10 protein-coding genes are annotated in these 17,262 nt (G+C 35.6%); all 10 read left to right on the top strand.

Going from position 1 to position 17,262, the window contains the following annotated elements:
- Positions 1-494 precede the first annotated feature (494 nt).
- Entirely contained in the window at positions 495-1,004 is a 510-nt protein-coding gene (locus B2745_RS11700; protein ID WP_304066777.1) for a DUF962 domain-containing protein, read from the top strand.
- Positions 1,005-1,112: 108 nt separating this feature from the next.
- Positions 1,113-3,929, top strand: coding sequence for a TonB-dependent receptor (locus tag B2745_RS11695; RefSeq protein ID WP_304066775.1), 2,817 nt, complete (start codon positions 1,113-1,115; stop codon positions 3,927-3,929).
- A 103-nt stretch (positions 3,930-4,032) separates the two neighbouring features.
- Positions 4,033-5,232 (top strand): hypothetical protein, encoded by a 1,200-nt coding sequence (locus B2745_RS11690; RefSeq protein ID WP_304066773.1) that lies wholly within the window; start codon positions 4,033-4,035, stop codon positions 5,230-5,232.
- A gap of 706 nt (positions 5,233-5,938) precedes the next feature.
- The gene (locus tag B2745_RS11685) at positions 5,939-7,588 is read left to right on the top strand and encodes a glycoside hydrolase family 43 protein (RefSeq protein ID WP_304066771.1); all 1,650 of its coding nucleotides are present in this window, start codon (positions 5,939-5,941) and stop codon (positions 7,586-7,588) included.
- A 50-nt stretch (positions 7,589-7,638) separates the two neighbouring features.
- Positions 7,639-10,008, top strand: coding sequence for a glycoside hydrolase family 127 protein (locus B2745_RS11680; RefSeq protein ID WP_304066770.1), 2,370 nt, complete (start codon positions 7,639-7,641; stop codon positions 10,006-10,008).
- 77 nt (positions 10,009-10,085) lie between these two features.
- Positions 10,086-11,399 carry an acetylxylan esterase gene (locus B2745_RS11675; protein ID WP_304066767.1) on the top strand — a complete coding sequence of 438 codons (1,314 nt, stop codon included), beginning with the start codon at positions 10,086-10,088 and terminating at the stop codon, positions 11,397-11,399.
- Positions 11,400-11,493: 94 nt separating this feature from the next.
- Positions 11,494-12,525 (top strand): GntR family transcriptional regulator, encoded by a 1,032-nt coding sequence (locus B2745_RS11670; protein WP_304066764.1) that lies wholly within the window; start codon positions 11,494-11,496, stop codon positions 12,523-12,525.
- Between the two features lie 78 nt (positions 12,526-12,603).
- Positions 12,604-13,683 carry an L-rhamnose/proton symporter RhaT gene (gene rhaT / locus B2745_RS11665; protein WP_304066761.1) on the top strand — a complete coding sequence of 360 codons (1,080 nt, stop codon included), beginning with the start codon at positions 12,604-12,606 and terminating at the stop codon, positions 13,681-13,683.
- A 20-nt stretch (positions 13,684-13,703) separates the two neighbouring features.
- The gene (locus B2745_RS11660; RefSeq protein WP_304066759.1) at positions 13,704-15,824 is read left to right on the top strand and encodes a bifunctional aldolase/short-chain dehydrogenase; all 2,121 of its coding nucleotides are present in this window, start codon (positions 13,704-13,706) and stop codon (positions 15,822-15,824) included.
- 89 nt (positions 15,825-15,913) lie between these two features.
- Positions 15,914-17,188 (top strand): TIM barrel protein, encoded by a 1,275-nt coding sequence (locus B2745_RS11655; protein WP_304067079.1) that lies wholly within the window; start codon positions 15,914-15,916, stop codon positions 17,186-17,188.
- The last annotated feature ends 74 nt before the right edge of the window (positions 17,189-17,262 follow it).

Genomic DNA, 17,262 nt, shown 5'->3' with positions numbered 1-17,262 from the left:
GTAGAAAGTATAAAGACCCTGAATTTTTGAGTTAAAGAGATTTGAACTTAAAGAATTAATATCAAGAAGCTATCTCAAATTAGCATTTTGTGTCACATTGAGGTCTAACACTTGCCTGTAGCAGGCAAGTATTTCATATAAATGAATATGAAATGACGTGTTTAGGTAATTCGATAGTCGAGCCTAAGCACAAACAACCGTTTACGCCCAATTCCGCCTTGGCGGTTGCGGCATCTACAGGACTAGCCCTAGCAGAACCTTTAGAAGCAAGCGGCGTAGCGGAGAGTTTTTGGTTACTTTTTGCGGAAAAAAGTAACTTGACATGGCCGGTCAAGAGGCCGGAAAGCTTGTGCGTGAATGCCTGTTTTAAATATTTATAATAATGTCAAGGGTGGCGGAGTTGAAGCCTTGCTGAGCATATCAGAGAATATTTCGACTCACGCTCAATTTGACAAGTATAATTTTTGAACCCATCGCTTTTATATTTAAATGAAATGGCTAAAGTAAATCAAGAAGAAAAAAGAGAAATAGACGTTTTGTTTGATGAGTATTCAAAATCACATCAGCACCCAACAAATAAACTTATCCATTGGATATGTGTGCCGCTTATTTTATTTAGCATCATTGGTTTAGTAACTGCCATACCTTTTCCGTATATTGCCTTTTTAGGAAAGTATAATACTTATATCAATTGGTTTTCTTTTCTATTAGCGGGTAGCATCTATTACTATTTAAAACTATCGCCTTTGCTTTCTTACTTGATGTTATTTGTAGTGGGAGGGATGTATTATTTTATTGTACAGTTGGAGTATGTAGAAAAAGCTGGTGGTCCGGCATTATGGCAAGTAAGCTTGGCAATATTTATACTATCGTGGATAGGGCAATTTATAGGGCATAAAATTGAAGGTAAAAAGCCTTCTTTTATTACAGATTTGAAGTTTCTATTGGTCGGACCTATTTGGCTACTTCATTTTATTTTAAAGAGGTTCAACATCAGATACTAAGGTTAAGTGTTAACCTTTTCTTAACACATCAATTACTGTTACTTAATTTTAAAGTAACACCTACGTAACATGTAGCTAATACTTTTGCAACAACTAAACAAAGCAAAAGTGAATCAAAAATTATTTAGCTCATTTTCTATCATTAGCGTTCTGCTAATAACTTTATCTATCAACGTTTTTGCGCAAACTGGCAAAATAACAGGTAAAGTTACCGATAAAACCACAGGAGAAACATTAATAGGTCTGTATGTGGGTATTGATGGTACAACTAAAGGCGCTGTAACCGATGTTGATGGTCGTTATAACTTAATAAATTTAGCACCGGGTAAGTATAACTTAGTTTTTAAATACTTAGGTTATCAAACTAAAAATGTAAGTAATGTTGAAGTAAAGGATGGTATTGTTTCTACTTTAAACATCATCATGGAAGAGGCAGCTACAAAAAGCTTAGGTGAAATTGTAGTAACTGCAACTTATAGTAGAGAGTCTGAAACGGCTCTTATCCTAAACCAAAAGAATTCTATAGAAATTAAACAAGGTATAGGGGCACAAGAGCTATCAAGAAAGGGTATAAGTGATGTAGAAGAAGGCTTAACCAAAATTACAGGTATTACTAAAGTTGATGGTAGAGGATTATTTGTTCGTGGTTTAGAGGATAGGTATAATAATTTACTTATCAATGGTTTGGCTGTTCCATCTAATAATCCTTTTAAGAAAATTATACCATTAGACCTTTTTCCTACAGATATAGTAAGTGTTTTAGAAACATCTAAAACTTTTAATTCTAGTTTGTACGGAGATTTTGCTGGTGGTACATTTAACATTGTGACATCAAAAGGCGAAAAACCGATTACTAAAATCAGTATAGGAACAAGTTTTTTGTCTAATACAACTTTTAGGAAGTTTTTAAGAGCAGAAGACGCAACTTCTTTAGAGAGTTATGTAGGTTTTGGTGCTGATAAAAGATCACTACCTAAAGCTTTCGGAAGCAGACCATCTGCCTACATGATGTCTGCCAGTGAAGCACTTTCTCAATTTGGTTCTGGCTATGACCTAGACAACGGCAATGCACCCTTAAATACAAGTTTAAATATTCTTCATACGCAAAGATTTCAGTTAGAAAAAGAACGCTCTTTCCAATATCTTTTTTCATTAAATACTGATAATAACTTTCAATACAGAGAAGGTGTAGATCGTTTCTTTAATACAGCACAAGGTATTTATGATAACAATCTTTATACAACTACCAACAGATTTTCTACCAATTCATCAGTATTATCTGCTATAAACTATGGTACCAAAAGATTAAGTCTTAATCTCAACGCTTTTTATTTGAAAGGTACTGAAAATACTATTCAAGACCAATTAGGTTATACCAATAGTCAGGCAACTGTATCAAATGCATTTATCAGATTAAATCAATTACAAAAAACAGACTTTTTTACAGGTCAGCTTTTTACGAATTATAAGTTGACAAAAAATGATGCCCATAGCATTAAAGCAGGTGTATCTTACTCAAAAACTCAATACCAATTACCAGATAGAAAATCCTTTAGAGGTTCTCGTATTGATGAAAATACAACTTCTGTAAATTATTCTGGAAATAGCTTATACAGACAATATATGGATTTTGATGGGGATTTCTTTGGGTCTGGGTTAGTAGAGTATAACTGGAAGTTTGGGAATGATGATTTAACAAAGGCTCATAAACTAAGCTTAGGATATAACGGTTCCTTTAATAAAGTAGCATCGAGTTCAAGATTTATAGTATCACAAAATTTAGCATCTAATAATACAAGCTTTAATACCAATGCTCCTGATGCTACTTTAGCAAATGAAATAGCAAATGGTAATTTTACTTACAGAGAGGGTAGTAATGCTACGTATGCGGCTACCATGCAGGAAGGTGTAAATGCAGGGTATGCAGATTTGGCTCTTCAATTTAATGATAAATTGAATATTAATGTAGGTGCTAGAGTTGAACAATCAGAACGTTTAACCAGATTCAGAAATCCTGGTAGTTTTACTGACCCTTTTCAAAGAGTAAAACAGAATAACTTAGATATTTTACCCGCGGCCAATTTAAAATATAGTTTAACAGATAAAGCAAATTTAAGATTTTCGGCTTCTAAAACTTTAACTAAGCCTGTTATCATGGAGGCTTTCCCATTAGAATTTGTTAATCCTGACGCTACTATCGAAAGTGGTAATCCTAATATTATCAATAGTGATAACTATAACTTTGATGCTAAGTACGAGTTCTTCCCAACAAATAAGGAAATGTTTGCCTTTACAGCTTTCGCCAAGTTTATAGAAAATCCCATAGAACGTTTATTTCTGCAAACAGCTGGTAGTGGCGGCTTACAAATAACTTATAATAACTCAAAACAAGCTATACTTTACGGAGCTGAAATAGAGTTCTTATTACAATTATCTAGATTAAGCGAATCTCTTTCAAACTTCTCAGCCGGATTTAATACTTCATTAATGTATACCAGAACAACGATAGATGTTCTTAAAAATAGTGTTGAAACTGCTGCTATTGGTAATGATAATACACGTAGACTTCAGGGTGCATCACCATGGTTAATAAATGCTGATATCAAACATGAAACAGATTTTAGTAAAAAATGGAAAAGTACTATGACTTTAGCTTATAGCATTTACGGAGAGCGTATTTACGCAGTAGGAACCAATGGCCTAGATAATTATTATGAAAAGCCATTCGGAAAGCTTGATTTTATTTGGAACAATAAAATTTCTACTAAATGGGATGTGAAATTAGGAATAGAAAATATCCTGAATCCAACCTATAGAATAGATTTAGGTGATGAAAGTACCATCCAAATTTTTGAGAATGATTTAACTGTTAAAGACTTTAAAAGAGGAGTTGGGGTGTCTTTAGGTTTAGGATATACCTTCTAGAGGGTTTACAATTTATTAACTCAAGTTTGATGTAATGATAAAGTTGAGTTAATATCTTCAAAACATTTAAAAATTAAGTTTGCACTATAAAAAAACAATAACAATGAAAAAATTACTTTATGCAATTGCAATTTCAGCTACAATTTTCACTGGCTGTTCTGATGATGAAGAAGAAATTACTGTAAAAGTTCCTGTTCAGGGCGAAATAACTGGTGATATTACTGCTAATAGAACGTTGGCATTCGGGAATTATACTTTGAAAGGTTTAGTTAAAGTTCAACCAGGCGTTACATTAACTATTGAAGCTGGAAGTACTTTTACAGCAGACCAAGGAGATGGTGAAGATGGATTAGTAATTTTAAATGGTGGCAAATTAATTGCAAATGGTACTGCAGACGAACCTATAGTTTTTACAGCAAAAACTAAAATAGGTGGACAGTGGGCTGGTATTATTATGTATGGTGATGCACCGATTGTAAACTCTGCAACAGCTACAGGCGTTCAAACAGCATTATCAGAAGATGGTCAATCAATAACCTATGGTGGTACTAATGCTACGCATAATGGTGGTTCATTAAGATATGTAAGGGTAGAATATGCAGGTTTAGTGTTTAATAACAATACTAGAGAGCACAACGGGTTTTCTTTTTACTCTGTAGGTTCAGGAACTGTTTTAGAAAATTTGGTATCATACAAAGGAAACGATGATGGTTTTGAGTTTTATGGTGGTACTGTAAGTGCTAAAAACTTAATTTCTTACGGTAATTCTGATGATTCATTTGATTGGCAAGACGGTTGGAGAGGACAAGAAAACACCAATTGGTTTGCTTACCAAACTGGTATCGCTAATTATGGTATGGAGATAGAAGCAAAAGGGGTAAACAATACATTCTTCCCTAAAGTAACTAACATCACACTTAAAAGAGCTGCAAACACAGCTACTGAGTCTCAAAATGAAAAGCAATTTGATGCTATCCAATTCAAATCTCAAGGAAATGGCGATTTCAGTAATATCTTAATAGATGGTTTTGCATCTGTAGAGGCTGGTTTTGGTGCAGCAATTCAAGTACGTGATTTAGCTACTTATACTAGTCAGGTTGTAGGAGGAAAAGTTAAACTTCTTAATGTAAGACTAACAAATACACCAGTTACTTTTCTTTCACAAAATTCTGGTGGTGCATTTACTGTGGATGCAGCTAGCTTTGGTGCTAACTTTACAACTTCTACAACTGCAACAGGAGCTTCTTTAACCTCTGGAAGATGGGCTAATGTTGATGGTGTAAATTTACTTGCTAACTTATAGTACATATCATAAATATTAAATATTAACAAAAAGGTCACACATCAATGTGACCTTTTTTGTGTTTAAAGAATCTAGTATTTATTACTTGTTTAGATAGATGAGCCATAAATCATTGTCTTTTCCCTTTGATAACACATATATCCTCGTTTTGCGCAAGTATAAGGAGTTAGGTAAGCAAGTCAAAGCTAATTAGACCTTAATTGACAATTCTAGTGCTTAAAGGCGTGTCATATTTGCAAATCAAAAAGGCGAATACATAAATTAGAGTATGCCTATGCAACCGAAATAAGACTATTCTGATATTTAATTAATCTTGGTTTATCCATAAGAATATCGGGACTAACCACCCAACCACCTACCACCTAACCACCTAACAAACTAACCACCTAACAAACTAACCAACTACCCCCCCCCTAACACATACATCACACATAGATCACACATATCAATCCGAAGGAGCACCGAAGGGAGAAAACACCAAAAAACAGATTTTTCACCATTTCTTGCCTATTTCAGCAGCAAGAGCAGTAGAGCCAACAGAAGCTAATAGGTTCTATTTTGTTCTAAACAAGTTGCATAAGGTTCTATTTTGTTCTTTTAGCTCAAACACATTTGGAACTTCATTTTATATGGATAACAATTTTAGCATCTTTATGTGCGTAAAGCCTAAAAATAAGCTCTATCATTAAAACCAATTTAAACCTCCATGAGTCAGTATTTCATATTTTCAAGACTTAGAAAACTTTGTATATTATTTTTATTAAGTGTTAGCAGTACATTTGCACAAGACAAGCCTGTGTTACATAATCCGGTTTTAAAAGGGTATTATCCAGACCCAAGCATTTGCCGCGTAAATGATGATTATTATCTGGTGTGTTCAACTAACGAGTATTTTCCTGGCTTACCCATTTTCCATAGTAAAGATTTAGCCAACTGGCAGCAAATAGGTCATGCTTTAGATAGACCAGACCAAATAAGATTAGATAGCGTAAATCCATCAGGAGGGATTTTTGCACCTACCATCAGATACCATCAGGGGCTATATTATATTTTATGTACCAGAGCAGGTGGCGATCCTGTAAAAAGAAATTTTGTGATAACAGCAACAAATCCCGCTGGCCCATGGAGCAACCCATATTGGCTGGAAAAAGCCCCAGGTATAGACCCCTCTTTGTTTTTTGATGATGACGGAAAAGCTTGGTACACAGGTAATAAAATCCCAAATAAAGAAAGATATTTCAAACAAAGAGAAATTTGGTTACAAGAGTTTGATACCAAAACTATGAAACTTAAAGGTCCGGTAACCCTTTTATTGGATGAAGGAGCAACCAGAGAAGCCCGTAATATAGAAGCCCCACATATTTATAAGGTAAACGGTTATTATTACCTCATCATAGCAGAAGGAGGTACAGATTTTAACCATGCCGTAACAGTTTTCAGAAGCAAAAATATTCAGGGACCTTATGAAATTGGAGCTAAAAATCCCATCATCACCAGCAGACATTTAGGCAATCATTACCCTATACAAAATATTGGTCATGCAGATTTTGTAGAAACACAAAATGGCGAGTGGTATACCGTTTTGCTCGGAACCAGACCCTACGGAGGGAAAGGTTTGGCTAATTTAGCTCGCGAAACTTTTATAGCACCCTTAATTTGGGAAGATGGATGGCCTGTTGTAGCACCCGGCGAAGGCAAAGTACTCCCCCAGTTTCCTTTTCCTAATTTGCCGGCATTTAAAGTGACCAAGCCTGATAGAAGAGATGATTTTGATAGCGATAAATTAGCATATCAATGGAATTTTATCAGAACACCATCAGCAAATTTATATTCCCTAACCCAGAAAGCAGGAACTTTAAGGCTATATCTAAAACCAGAAACCATTACAGAAAAAGCTAACCCTGCTTTTATAGGGCGCAGGCAACAGCATATCAATTTCTCTGCAAGTACATTCATGGAGTTCAATCCAAGAAATAAAGAAACAGCAGGGTTGTTGGTTTATCAAAACCCAACCCATCATTTTAAGTTGGAGTATCTCTTGCAGAATGGAAAAAAGGTGCTACGCTTAACCAAGGTAAAAGCAGGAGAGGTAGAAATACTAGCAGAAAAAGCTGTTGATGCCAAGCAATTATTTTTAAAAGTATCTGCCAAAGGTCAGGCCTATGCCTTTCATTACGCTACAAAAGAAAACGAATGGAACTTATTGCTAGATGATGTAGAAGGCACCATGCTTAACAGAACAGTAGCAGGAGGCTTTACAGGAGTTTACTTAGCTATGTATACCAGTAGTAATGGTTTAAAAACCAAGAATTATGCAGATTTTGCATGGTTTGATTATTTGGGTGAAGATAAATAGGCAGTACAACAATAATGATGTTTTTTACGATGAATAGCTCTTTCCCATTGATGATTAAAATAATTCTCTTCAGCTTCTTATGCTTTCAAACGGCTCAACTTTACGCACAAGAGCAGCCAAAGGCCCAGCTATTTCCTCTTGCTGCTGTAAAATTAGAAGACGAACTCTTTCTTAAAGCACAACAAAATAATTTAAAGTATATATTGGCTTTAGAGCCCGACAGACTTTTAGCCCCATTTTTAAAAGAAGCCAAGCTTACACCTAAAGCACCTATGTATGGTAATTGGGAAACCAGCGGACTTGGAGGGCAAACTGCTGGTCATTATCTTTCATCACTTGCCATGATGTATGCCTCAACCAAAGAGCCAGAGTTGATAAAGCGGCTAAACTATATGATAGATGAGCTAGCTATATGCCAACAAAAAAATCCTGATGGATACCTTGGTGGAGTACCTGATGGTTTAGCCATTTGGGCTGATGTAGCAAATGGAAAAATAGAAGTATCAAACTTTTCATTAAATAAAAAATGGGTACCATGGTACAATTTACATAAGCTTTATGCCGGCTTAATTGATGCTTATTTAATCGGCAATAATCAGAAAGCAAAACAAATACTAGTGAAACTGAGCGATTGGTGTTTAAATACCATTGCCAATTTAAGTGATGAGCAGATGCAAAACATGTTGCGTTGCGAGCATGGCGGTATGAATGAAGTTTTAGCAGATGTAGCAGCCATCACTGGTGATGATAAATATTTAGCGGCAGCCAAGCGCTTTTCGCATCAATTTATTCTACAACCTTTAGTACAACAAAAAGATGCCCTCACTGGTCTTCATGCCAATACACAAATTCCAAAAGTAATAGGTTTTATGCGTATAGCAGAACTTACAGATAACCAAAGCTGGAAAAACGCAGCTAAGTTTTTTTGGGAAAACGTCGTCTATCATAGAAGCGTAGCCATCGGAGGCAATAGCGTAAGAGAACATTTTAACAAAACCGATGATTTTTCTGAACTTATTCATCATAAAGATGGTCCAGAAACTTGCAACAGTTATAACATGTTAAAATTAAGTAAGCAGCTGTTTCAAGATCATCCACAAGCAGCTTATATGGATTTTTATGAGAAAACCACCTATAACCATATACTGGCTTCGCAACACCCGCAACACGGAGGCTTGGTTTATTTAACCCCTATGCGGGCGCAACATTACAGAGTTTACTCTAAACCAGAGTTGGCTTTCTGGTGCTGCGTAGGCACTGGTATAGAAAACCATGCTAAATACGGCGAGTTGATTTATGCTCACCAGAAAAATGATATCTATGTAAACCTATTCATAGCATCAACCCTAAACTGGACAGAAAAAGGACTCATTTTAAAACAGGAAACAAAATTTCCCTTTCAGGAATCTACAGCTTTAACATTAAAATTGGCAAAACCATCCTCATTTACTTTATACATCAGAAAACCAGAGTGGTTAAAAAAAGCTCAGATGAATATTTTAGTTAACCAAAAGCCTGTAAAAGCCCAACTACAGCCAAATGGATATTATGTTATCCAAAGAAACTGGAAAAATAATGATCAAGTAAAGCTTACACTCCCCATGACAACTCAAGCAGAAAAATTACCCGATCAATCTTCTTGGGTAGCTTTTAAATATGGCCCAGTAGTACTTGCCGCAGCTACCTCTTCTCAAGATTTGGTAGGTTTAGTTGCCGATGATTCCAGAAAAGGGCATATTGCTAACGGGCCTATCTATTCTGTTGCAGATGCTCCGGTTATCATCACAGCAGCTGCAGATTTTAAACCCCAATTAGAAGTTATCAACAAAGAAAAGCTTATTTTTGGTGCTTCCTCATATATCTATCAAGCTAAGTACAAAGATTTAAAATTGATTCCTTTTTTTAAGCTGCATGATGCTCGTTATATGCTGTATTGGCCGGTAAGTAACCTCGAAAATGTAGAAGAAAATCGTAAGAAATGGCTGGCAGATGAGCAAAGAGTTTTACCACTAGAAACTGCCACGATAGATTTTGTAGCACCTGGCGAACAACAGTCGGAAGTAGACCACGCTTTTGAAGGAGAACAAACAGAAAATGGATTATTTAGAGATAGGCGGTTTAGAGCTATAAAATCCTGGCTCTCCTATGAGCTTAAAAACGATAATAAGCAGGCTAGAAAACTACGTGTTACGTATTACGGAGCTGATAAGGTAAACGGACTTCAAATTTTTGTAAACGATAAGCTTTTGCAACAAGTTGTTTTAAATGGAGATAAAGGAGAAAAGTTTTTTGATGAAGAATACCTCATTCCTGATGATATACTTTCAAGCGTTGATGCTAAATCTTTAAAAGTGAGATTTGTAAATCAAGAAGCTACGCCAACAAAAATCTTTTTTATAAGACTTTTAAAAAACTTATAAATGATAAAATGATTTTTATGATTTACCTAACAATATTAACTTAGCAAATATTAGCTAACCATATACCAAACCTCAGCATGAAGAATTCTATTCTTAAATTTAAGAGCCTAACGTTTATAATAGTAAGTTTTTTACTTGTTTTAAATGTACAGGCACAAACCAACAACACATCCAGCTTTACTTTAGTAGTTACCGCCGATAAACCTAACTGGATTTACCAATTGGGCGAGCAACCTAAATTTAAAATTACAGCCCTGCAAGATGGTAAGCAAGTTAAAAACATAAAAGTGAAGTACGAGCTTGGTCCAGAAAAAATGCCGGCCCTTAAAAAAGACTCGCTAATTTTAACCAAAGGAGAAGCTTTTGTAAATGCCAATTCTTTAACAGCACCAGGTTTTTTAAGGATAACCGTTACGGCACAGTCTGGAGATAAAATAGTTAAAAGTTTGGCTACAGCAGCTTTTGCCCCTGAAACCATAAAACCTACCATTACTTTACCTGATGATTTTAACACTTTTTGGGCAAATGCGATAAAGGAGTTGGAGAAAGTACCTTTTGATGCAAAATTAGAACCGCTAAAAGAACGTTCTACAGCCACAGTTGATGTTTACCAGCTCAATATCCAAAACATAGGCACTTCCAGAATTTACGGTATTTTGTGTGTACCAAAAAAAGAAGGAAAATATCCGGCCGTGTTAAAAGTACCGGGTGCTGGTGTAAGGCCATATAATGGTGATATTGCCTTGGCAGAGAAAGGTTTTATAACCTTAGAAATAGGTATACATGGTATCCCTGTAAACTTAAAAGCAAATGTTTATGATGATTTAAGAGCTGGTGCACTAGCAGGCTATGCTGGGTTTAACTTAGATAATAAAAACAGCTTCTACTACAAAAGAGTTTATTTAGGATGTATCAGAGCCTTAGATTATTTAGCCAATCATCCAGCTTATGATGGTACTAACTTAGCTGTACAAGGCGGTAGCCAAGGTGGGGCATTATCTATTGTAACGGCAGCATTAGATAAAAGAATTAAATATTTAGTAGCATTTTATCCAGCTTTAAGCGATGTTACAGGCTATTTATTTAATAGGGCGGGTGGCTGGCCGCATTACTTCAATGCAACATCTGTAACACTAAATAATACCAAAGCCAAGCTAGAAACTTGCCAGTATTATGATGTGGTAAATTTTGCCAAGCAGTTAAAGGTTCCAGGCTTTTACAGTTGGGGATTTAATGATGAAACCTGTCCGCCAACATCTATGTATGCAGCTTATAACAGCATCAGTGCACCAAAAGAATTAGCTATTTATAAAGAGTCTGGACATAGGCAACTGCCCGAGCAAAAAGAACAAGCCACCAACTGGTTAATAGATAAGCTAAAAAAGCCTTAATTGCGAAATTTAAAATAATCTTATACCCTTGTATTCAGAACTATTTATTTAGTTCTGTTACATTTGTATAAACACTTACTTATTTTGCTGATTGATGCGTACCGATAATTTTTTTAAGCTCATCCAAATAGATGAATATTCTGCTACCCCAAAATACTTGCAGCTTTGCGACTCTATTGTAGAAGCCATAGAAAACGGAAAGCTTAAAAAAGGGGATGTTTTACCATCTATAAATGAGTTAAGTTATGCTCTAGATATTTCCAGAGATACAGCAGAAAAAGGATATAAGCATCTTAAAAAGCAAAATATCCTAGTATCAGTACCTGGTAAAGGCTATTACATAGGGCAAACAGATTTTAAAAAGAAAATCAGGGTGTTCTTGCTCTTCAATAAGCTATCAGCACATAAAAAAATTATTTACGATGCTTTTGTAGCCGCATTGGGTGAAGAGGCAAGTATTGATTTTTACATTTATAATAACGATTATACCATCTTTAAAAAGCTTATTCAAAGTAAAAGAAGCGATTATTCTCACTATGTCATCATCCCACATTTTGTAGAAGGAGGTGATGATGCTTATCAAATTATCAATACCATACCAGCAGAAAAACTTATCCTATTAGACAAAAAATTAGAGGGTATAGTAGGTAATTATTCGGCAGTATATGAGAATTTCAGGCAGGATATTTACCAATCTCTCCATCAAGCTAAAAAAGAACTCTCTAAATACCACACATTAAAGCTTATTTTTCCCGATAAAAGTTATTATCCAACAGAAATCATAGATGGTTTTAAACTTTTTTGTCAGCAATATGCCTTTAACCACCAAATCATTCATAATATAGAATCAGAACCTATAGCAAAAGGTGAAGTTTATATCAATTTGATGGAGCATGATTTGGTTACTTTGATAGAAAAAATACTTTCTTTAAATTTTGAATTGGGTAAAGAGGTTGGCATCATCTCCTATAATGAGACACCATTAAAAAAACTATTGCTAAACGGAATTACCACCATTTCAACTGATTTTAAATTGATGGGAACCATAGCAGCAGAGATGATAAAAAATCAAATTTCAGCACACCGCGAAATTCCATTTGCACTTACTTTAAGAGCCTCTTTATAAAGAGCACATGATGGTACATGACAGTTTAACTGAGCTTGGTGCATATTTTAGCGCTACCAATAAGTTAAACGAATTTACATGCAAGCATTATTAGGCGTTATTTTTCATTTTATCGGGGGCTTTGCTTCGGGTAGTTTTTACATTCCTTACAAAAAAGTTAAAGGTTGGTCTTGGGAAAGTTATTGGATAGTGGGTGGGATATTTTCTTGGCTCATTGTACCTCCTCTAGCAGCTTATTTAACCATACCAGATTTTACTGCAATAATTGCCGCTACTGATGGTGGCATTTTGGGCTTAACTTACTTTTTTGGTGTTTTATGGGGAATAGGCGGCCTAACCTATGGTTTAGGAGTAAGGTATTTGGGGGTTTCTTTAGGGAGTTCAATCATCTTAGGTTTATGCTCTGTTTTTGGAGCTTTAATTCCTTCTTTTTATTATGATTTACACCCAAGTCCGGGTAAAGATTCTTTTACAGATTTAATCACTAATACTTGGGGCCAGATGGTGTTGCTGGGTATTCTGGTATGTATCATCGGAATTATCATCTGCGGAAAAGCAGGTATGATGAAAGAAAAAGATTTAAACGCTGCAGAAAAGGACACTGCTAACAACGAATTTAAAATCGGTTTAGGACTTTTCGTAGCTATTGTTTCTGGTGTTTTAAGCGCATGTTTTGCTTTCGGTATTGATGCAGGTAAAGATATGGCCTCAACCGCAAACGAAGTATGGAAAGCTAATAACCCCAACCAGGGCGAGTTCTTATTCCAAAACAATGTAACTTATGTTGTTATTCTCTTAGGTGGTTTAACTACCAATTTTATATGGTGCATGCTGCTAAATTTCCGTAACAAAACTTTTGGAGATTATACCAACAAAAGCACACCACTTTTAAAAAACTATATCTTTTCTGCCTTAGCAGGTACAACATGGTTCCTCCAATTTTTCTTCTACGGTATGGGAGAAAGTAAATTAGGAAATGGTCCAAGTTCTTGGATATTACACATGGCATTTATCATCCTTATAGCCAACCTTTGGGGTTTAATCCTTAAAGAATGGAAAGGTGTAAAAAGTAAAACCCTCACTACAGTAATAGTAGGTATCCTTTTTATCATCCTTTCTATTTTAATTGTGGGCTACGGAAACTCAATCAAATCATAAACAATAAAAACCAAAATAAGATGTCTTTTGATACAAAGCAATTTAAACATGTAAGCTATTTATGGGATGAGGCAGAAGCAGCAAAACTTGCCGGTGATGAAGTAGCTTTATTAATTTATCGTTCAAATTTATTAGGTGCAGATTTAAGATTAACCAACTACGGCGGAGGAAATACATCTTGCAAAGCCATAGCAAAAGATCCTTTAACAGGTGCAGATACAGAAATCATGTGGATTAAAGGCTCTGGTGGTGATATTGGTACCTTAAAGAAAAGTGGCTTAGCAGCGCTGTATGTAGACCGCTTACGCAATTTAAAAAATATATACCGTGGTGTAGCCTATGAAGACGAGATGGTTGAACTTTTTAACCACTGTATTTACGATTTAGCTTCTAAAGCGCCATCTATAGATACGCCTTTACATGGTTTCTTACCATTTAAGCATATAGACCATTTACACCCCGATGCGGCTATTGCAATCGCGGCAGCAAAAGATGGAAAAAAAATCACTCAAGAACTATTTAACGGAGAAATTGGTTGGGTAGAGTGGAAAAAACCAGGTTTCGAGCTAGGCTTACAGTTAAAACAATGTTTAGATGAAAATCCTGGTATTAAAGGCATTATGCTAGGTTCTCATGGTTTGTTTACTTGGGGAGATACAGCTTACGAAAGCTATATCAATACCTTAGAGGTGATAGAGAAATGTGCAGAATACCTAGAGCAAAATTACGGTAAAAAAGGACCTGTTTTTGGTGGTCAAAAAATACAAAGCCTTCCAGAAGATCAACGTAAAAAACAAGCGGCTGCTTTAGCACCCATTTTACGTGGTTTTTGCTCAAGCGAAAGAAGTATGATTGGCCATTTTACTGATGATGCTAGAGTGCTTGAGTTTATCAACTCTCATGATTTAGACAGGTTAGCACCATTAGGAACAAGTTGTCCAGATCATTTCTTAAGAACCAAAATTAGTCCTTTGGTATTAGACTTAAAGCCAGAGCAAGATTTATCAGATGTAAAAGCGATAAAAGAGCAATTAGCACCAGCTTTTGAAGCTTATCGTAAAATGTATACTGATTATTACGAGACTTGTAAGCATGATAACAGCCCGGCTATAAGAGATGCTAACCCAGTCATTATTTTATACCCTGGTGTAGGTTTATTCTCTTTCTCAAAAGATAAGCAAACTACCCGTGTAGCAGCAGAATTTTATATCAATGCTATCAATGTGATGAAAGGTGCTGAAGCTATTTCAGAATACACCTCATTACCAAGACAAGAAGCTTTTGATATTGAATATTGGTTGTTAGAAGAAGCTAAGTTACAGCGTATGCCTAAACCTAAAGCTTTATCAGGACGTATTGCTTTAATTACCGGTAGTGCTGGTGGTATAGGTAAAGCTATTGCAAAGAAATTTGTTGAAGAAGGTGCTGTGGTTATTTTAAATGATATGAATGCAGAGCGTTTAGCTGGTGCAGGCGAAGAGTTTAAAAAGCTTTATGGTAAAGATGCTTATACAACCGCAGTTTTAGATGTTACCAATGATGCTCAAATACAAGAAGCTTTAGAAGTAGCTGCCTTGGCTTTTGGTGGTGTAGATTTAATTGTGAATAATGCTGGTTTATCTATCTCAAAAGCTATAGAAGACCATACCGATAAAGATTGGGATTTACTTTACGATGTTTTAGTAAAAGGCCAATTTAAAATTACTCAGGCTGGTGTAGCAATTATGCGTAAGCAAAATATTGGTGGCGATATCATCAATATCGTAAGTAAAAATGCTTTAGTTTCTGGTCCTAATAACGCGGGTTACGGTTCTGCAAAAGCAGCACAATTACACTTAAGCAGGTTAAATGCAGCAGAATTAGGTGCTGATAAAATCCGTGTAAACGTGGTTAACCCTGATGCTGTTATCTCTGATAGTAATATCTGGGCTGGCGGCTGGGCCGAAGGCAGAGCTAAAGCTTATGGCGTTAAAGTAGAAGAACTGCCTGCTTACTATGCAAAACGTACTTTATTAAACGAGATTATTTTACCAGAAGATATTGCTAATGCTTGTTTCGCATTTGCTGGTGGTTTATTAAATAAATCAACCGGTAATGTGCTAAATGTTGATGGTGGTGTTGCCATGGCATTTGTAAGATAAAAAGCAGCAATGAAAATACCGATTAAGAACAATTGCTACGGTTTCTTAATCGGTTATTTTTGATTACATTAATAAAAACCATTACAAGCATGTTGATAGAAAAAAGTCAGATAGACCAACATAATAGTGATTATCAAACATCACATCAAAAAAGGTTTGATTTTATCAAATCAGAAATTCCTCAAGTAGAGGATGTTATCCAAAAATTAATCGATTTTCAGATAGCTATACCTAGCTGGGCTTTAGGTATAGGCGGTACGCGTTTCGGGAGGTTTTCTGGTGGTGGCGAGCCTCGTAACTTAGAAGAAAAGATTGCAGATATAGGTCTTCTTCACAAATTAAACCAATCTAGTGGCGCTATATCTTTACATATTCCTTGGGATATTCCTCAAGATTATGATGCTATAAAAAACCTAACTGCTAGCCATGGTTTACGTTTTGATGCCATGAACTCTAATACTTTTCAAGATCAAAAAGGGCAAGAGCATAGCTACAAATTTGGCTCATTACAGCATGTAAATAAGGCCGTAAGAAAACAAGCTATCGAGCATAATATAGAAGTTATTCAGCAAGGTTTAGCCTTAGGGTCAGACGCTTTAACCGTTTGGTTAGCAGATGGTTCTTGCTTCCCTGGGCAATTAAACTTTAGAAAAGCTTTTCAAAATACTTTAGAAAGCTTACAAGAAATATATGCTGCTTTACCAAAAGACTGGAAAATGTTTGTAGAGTATAAAGCTTTCGAACCAAATTTCTACTCGATGACGGTTGGAGATTGGGGTCAGTCTTTATTATTTGCCAATAAATTAGGTCCACAGGCTTATACCTTAGTAGATTTAGGTCACCATTTACCAAATGCCAACATAGAGCAAATTGTTGCTTTATTATTGATGGAGGGTAAACTAGGTGGTTTCCATTTTAATGATTCTAAATATGGGGATGATGATTTAACAGCCGGAAGTTTAAAGCCTTATCAGCTATTCTTAATCTTTAATGAATTGGTTGAAGGTATGGATGCTAAAAACATGAACCACACTAAAGATTTAGGTTGGATGATTGATGCGTCACATAACGTAAAAGATCCCTTAGAAGACTTGTTACAATCTGTAGAAGCCATCATGATTGCCTACACACAAGCTTTATTGGTTGATAGAAAAGCTTTACAACAAGCTCAAGAAGAAAACGATACGGTTAAATGTCAGGAGATATTACAAAATGTTTTCCGTACGGATGTTAGAGCTATAGTTGCAGAAGCTCGTTTACGTTCTGGCGCAGCTTTAGATCCTGTAGCAGCTTACAGGAAATTAGCTGTAAGACAAGAGCTTATCAAAGAAAGAGGAGCAGTAACGGTAGCAACAGGACTTTAATATTTTAGATTTTAGAATGACGATTTTAGATTGATTCCTGAAGATAGTTTAGATTTTAGATTGTCCGTCTTTAA

It is taken from the genome of Pedobacter glucosidilyticus (assembly GCF_002483235.1).
GTDB classification, from domain to species: domain Bacteria; phylum Bacteroidota; class Bacteroidia; order Sphingobacteriales; family Sphingobacteriaceae; genus Pseudopedobacter; species Pseudopedobacter glucosidilyticum_B.
This window is presented reverse-complemented; position numbering and strand designations above follow the sequence as displayed.

Excerpts from the sequence above, each read along its gene's own strand:
- B2745_RS11660 (WP_304066759.1), top strand. The coding sequence starts at position 13,704 with ATGTCTTTTGATACAAAGCAATTTAAACATGTAAGCTATTTATGGGAT.
- B2745_RS11700 (WP_304066777.1), top strand. The coding sequence starts at position 495 with ATGGCTAAAGTAAATCAAGAAGAAAAAAGAGAAATAGACGTTTTGTTT.
- B2745_RS11690 (WP_304066773.1), top strand. The coding sequence starts at position 4,033 with ATGAAAAAATTACTTTATGCAATTGCAATTTCAGCTACAATTTTCACT.
- B2745_RS11675 (WP_304066767.1), top strand. The coding sequence starts at position 10,086 with ATGAAGAATTCTATTCTTAAATTTAAGAGCCTAACGTTTATAATAGTA.
- B2745_RS11680 (WP_304066770.1), top strand. The coding sequence starts at position 7,639 with ATGATTAAAATAATTCTCTTCAGCTTCTTATGCTTTCAAACGGCTCAA.
- rhaT (WP_304066761.1), top strand. The coding sequence starts at position 12,604 with ATGCAAGCATTATTAGGCGTTATTTTTCATTTTATCGGGGGCTTTGCT.
- B2745_RS11670 (WP_304066764.1), top strand. The coding sequence starts at position 11,494 with ATGCGTACCGATAATTTTTTTAAGCTCATCCAAATAGATGAATATTCT.
- B2745_RS11655 (WP_304067079.1), top strand. The coding sequence starts at position 15,914 with ATGTTGATAGAAAAAAGTCAGATAGACCAACATAATAGTGATTATCAA.
- B2745_RS11685 (WP_304066771.1), top strand. The coding sequence starts at position 5,939 with ATGAGTCAGTATTTCATATTTTCAAGACTTAGAAAACTTTGTATATTA.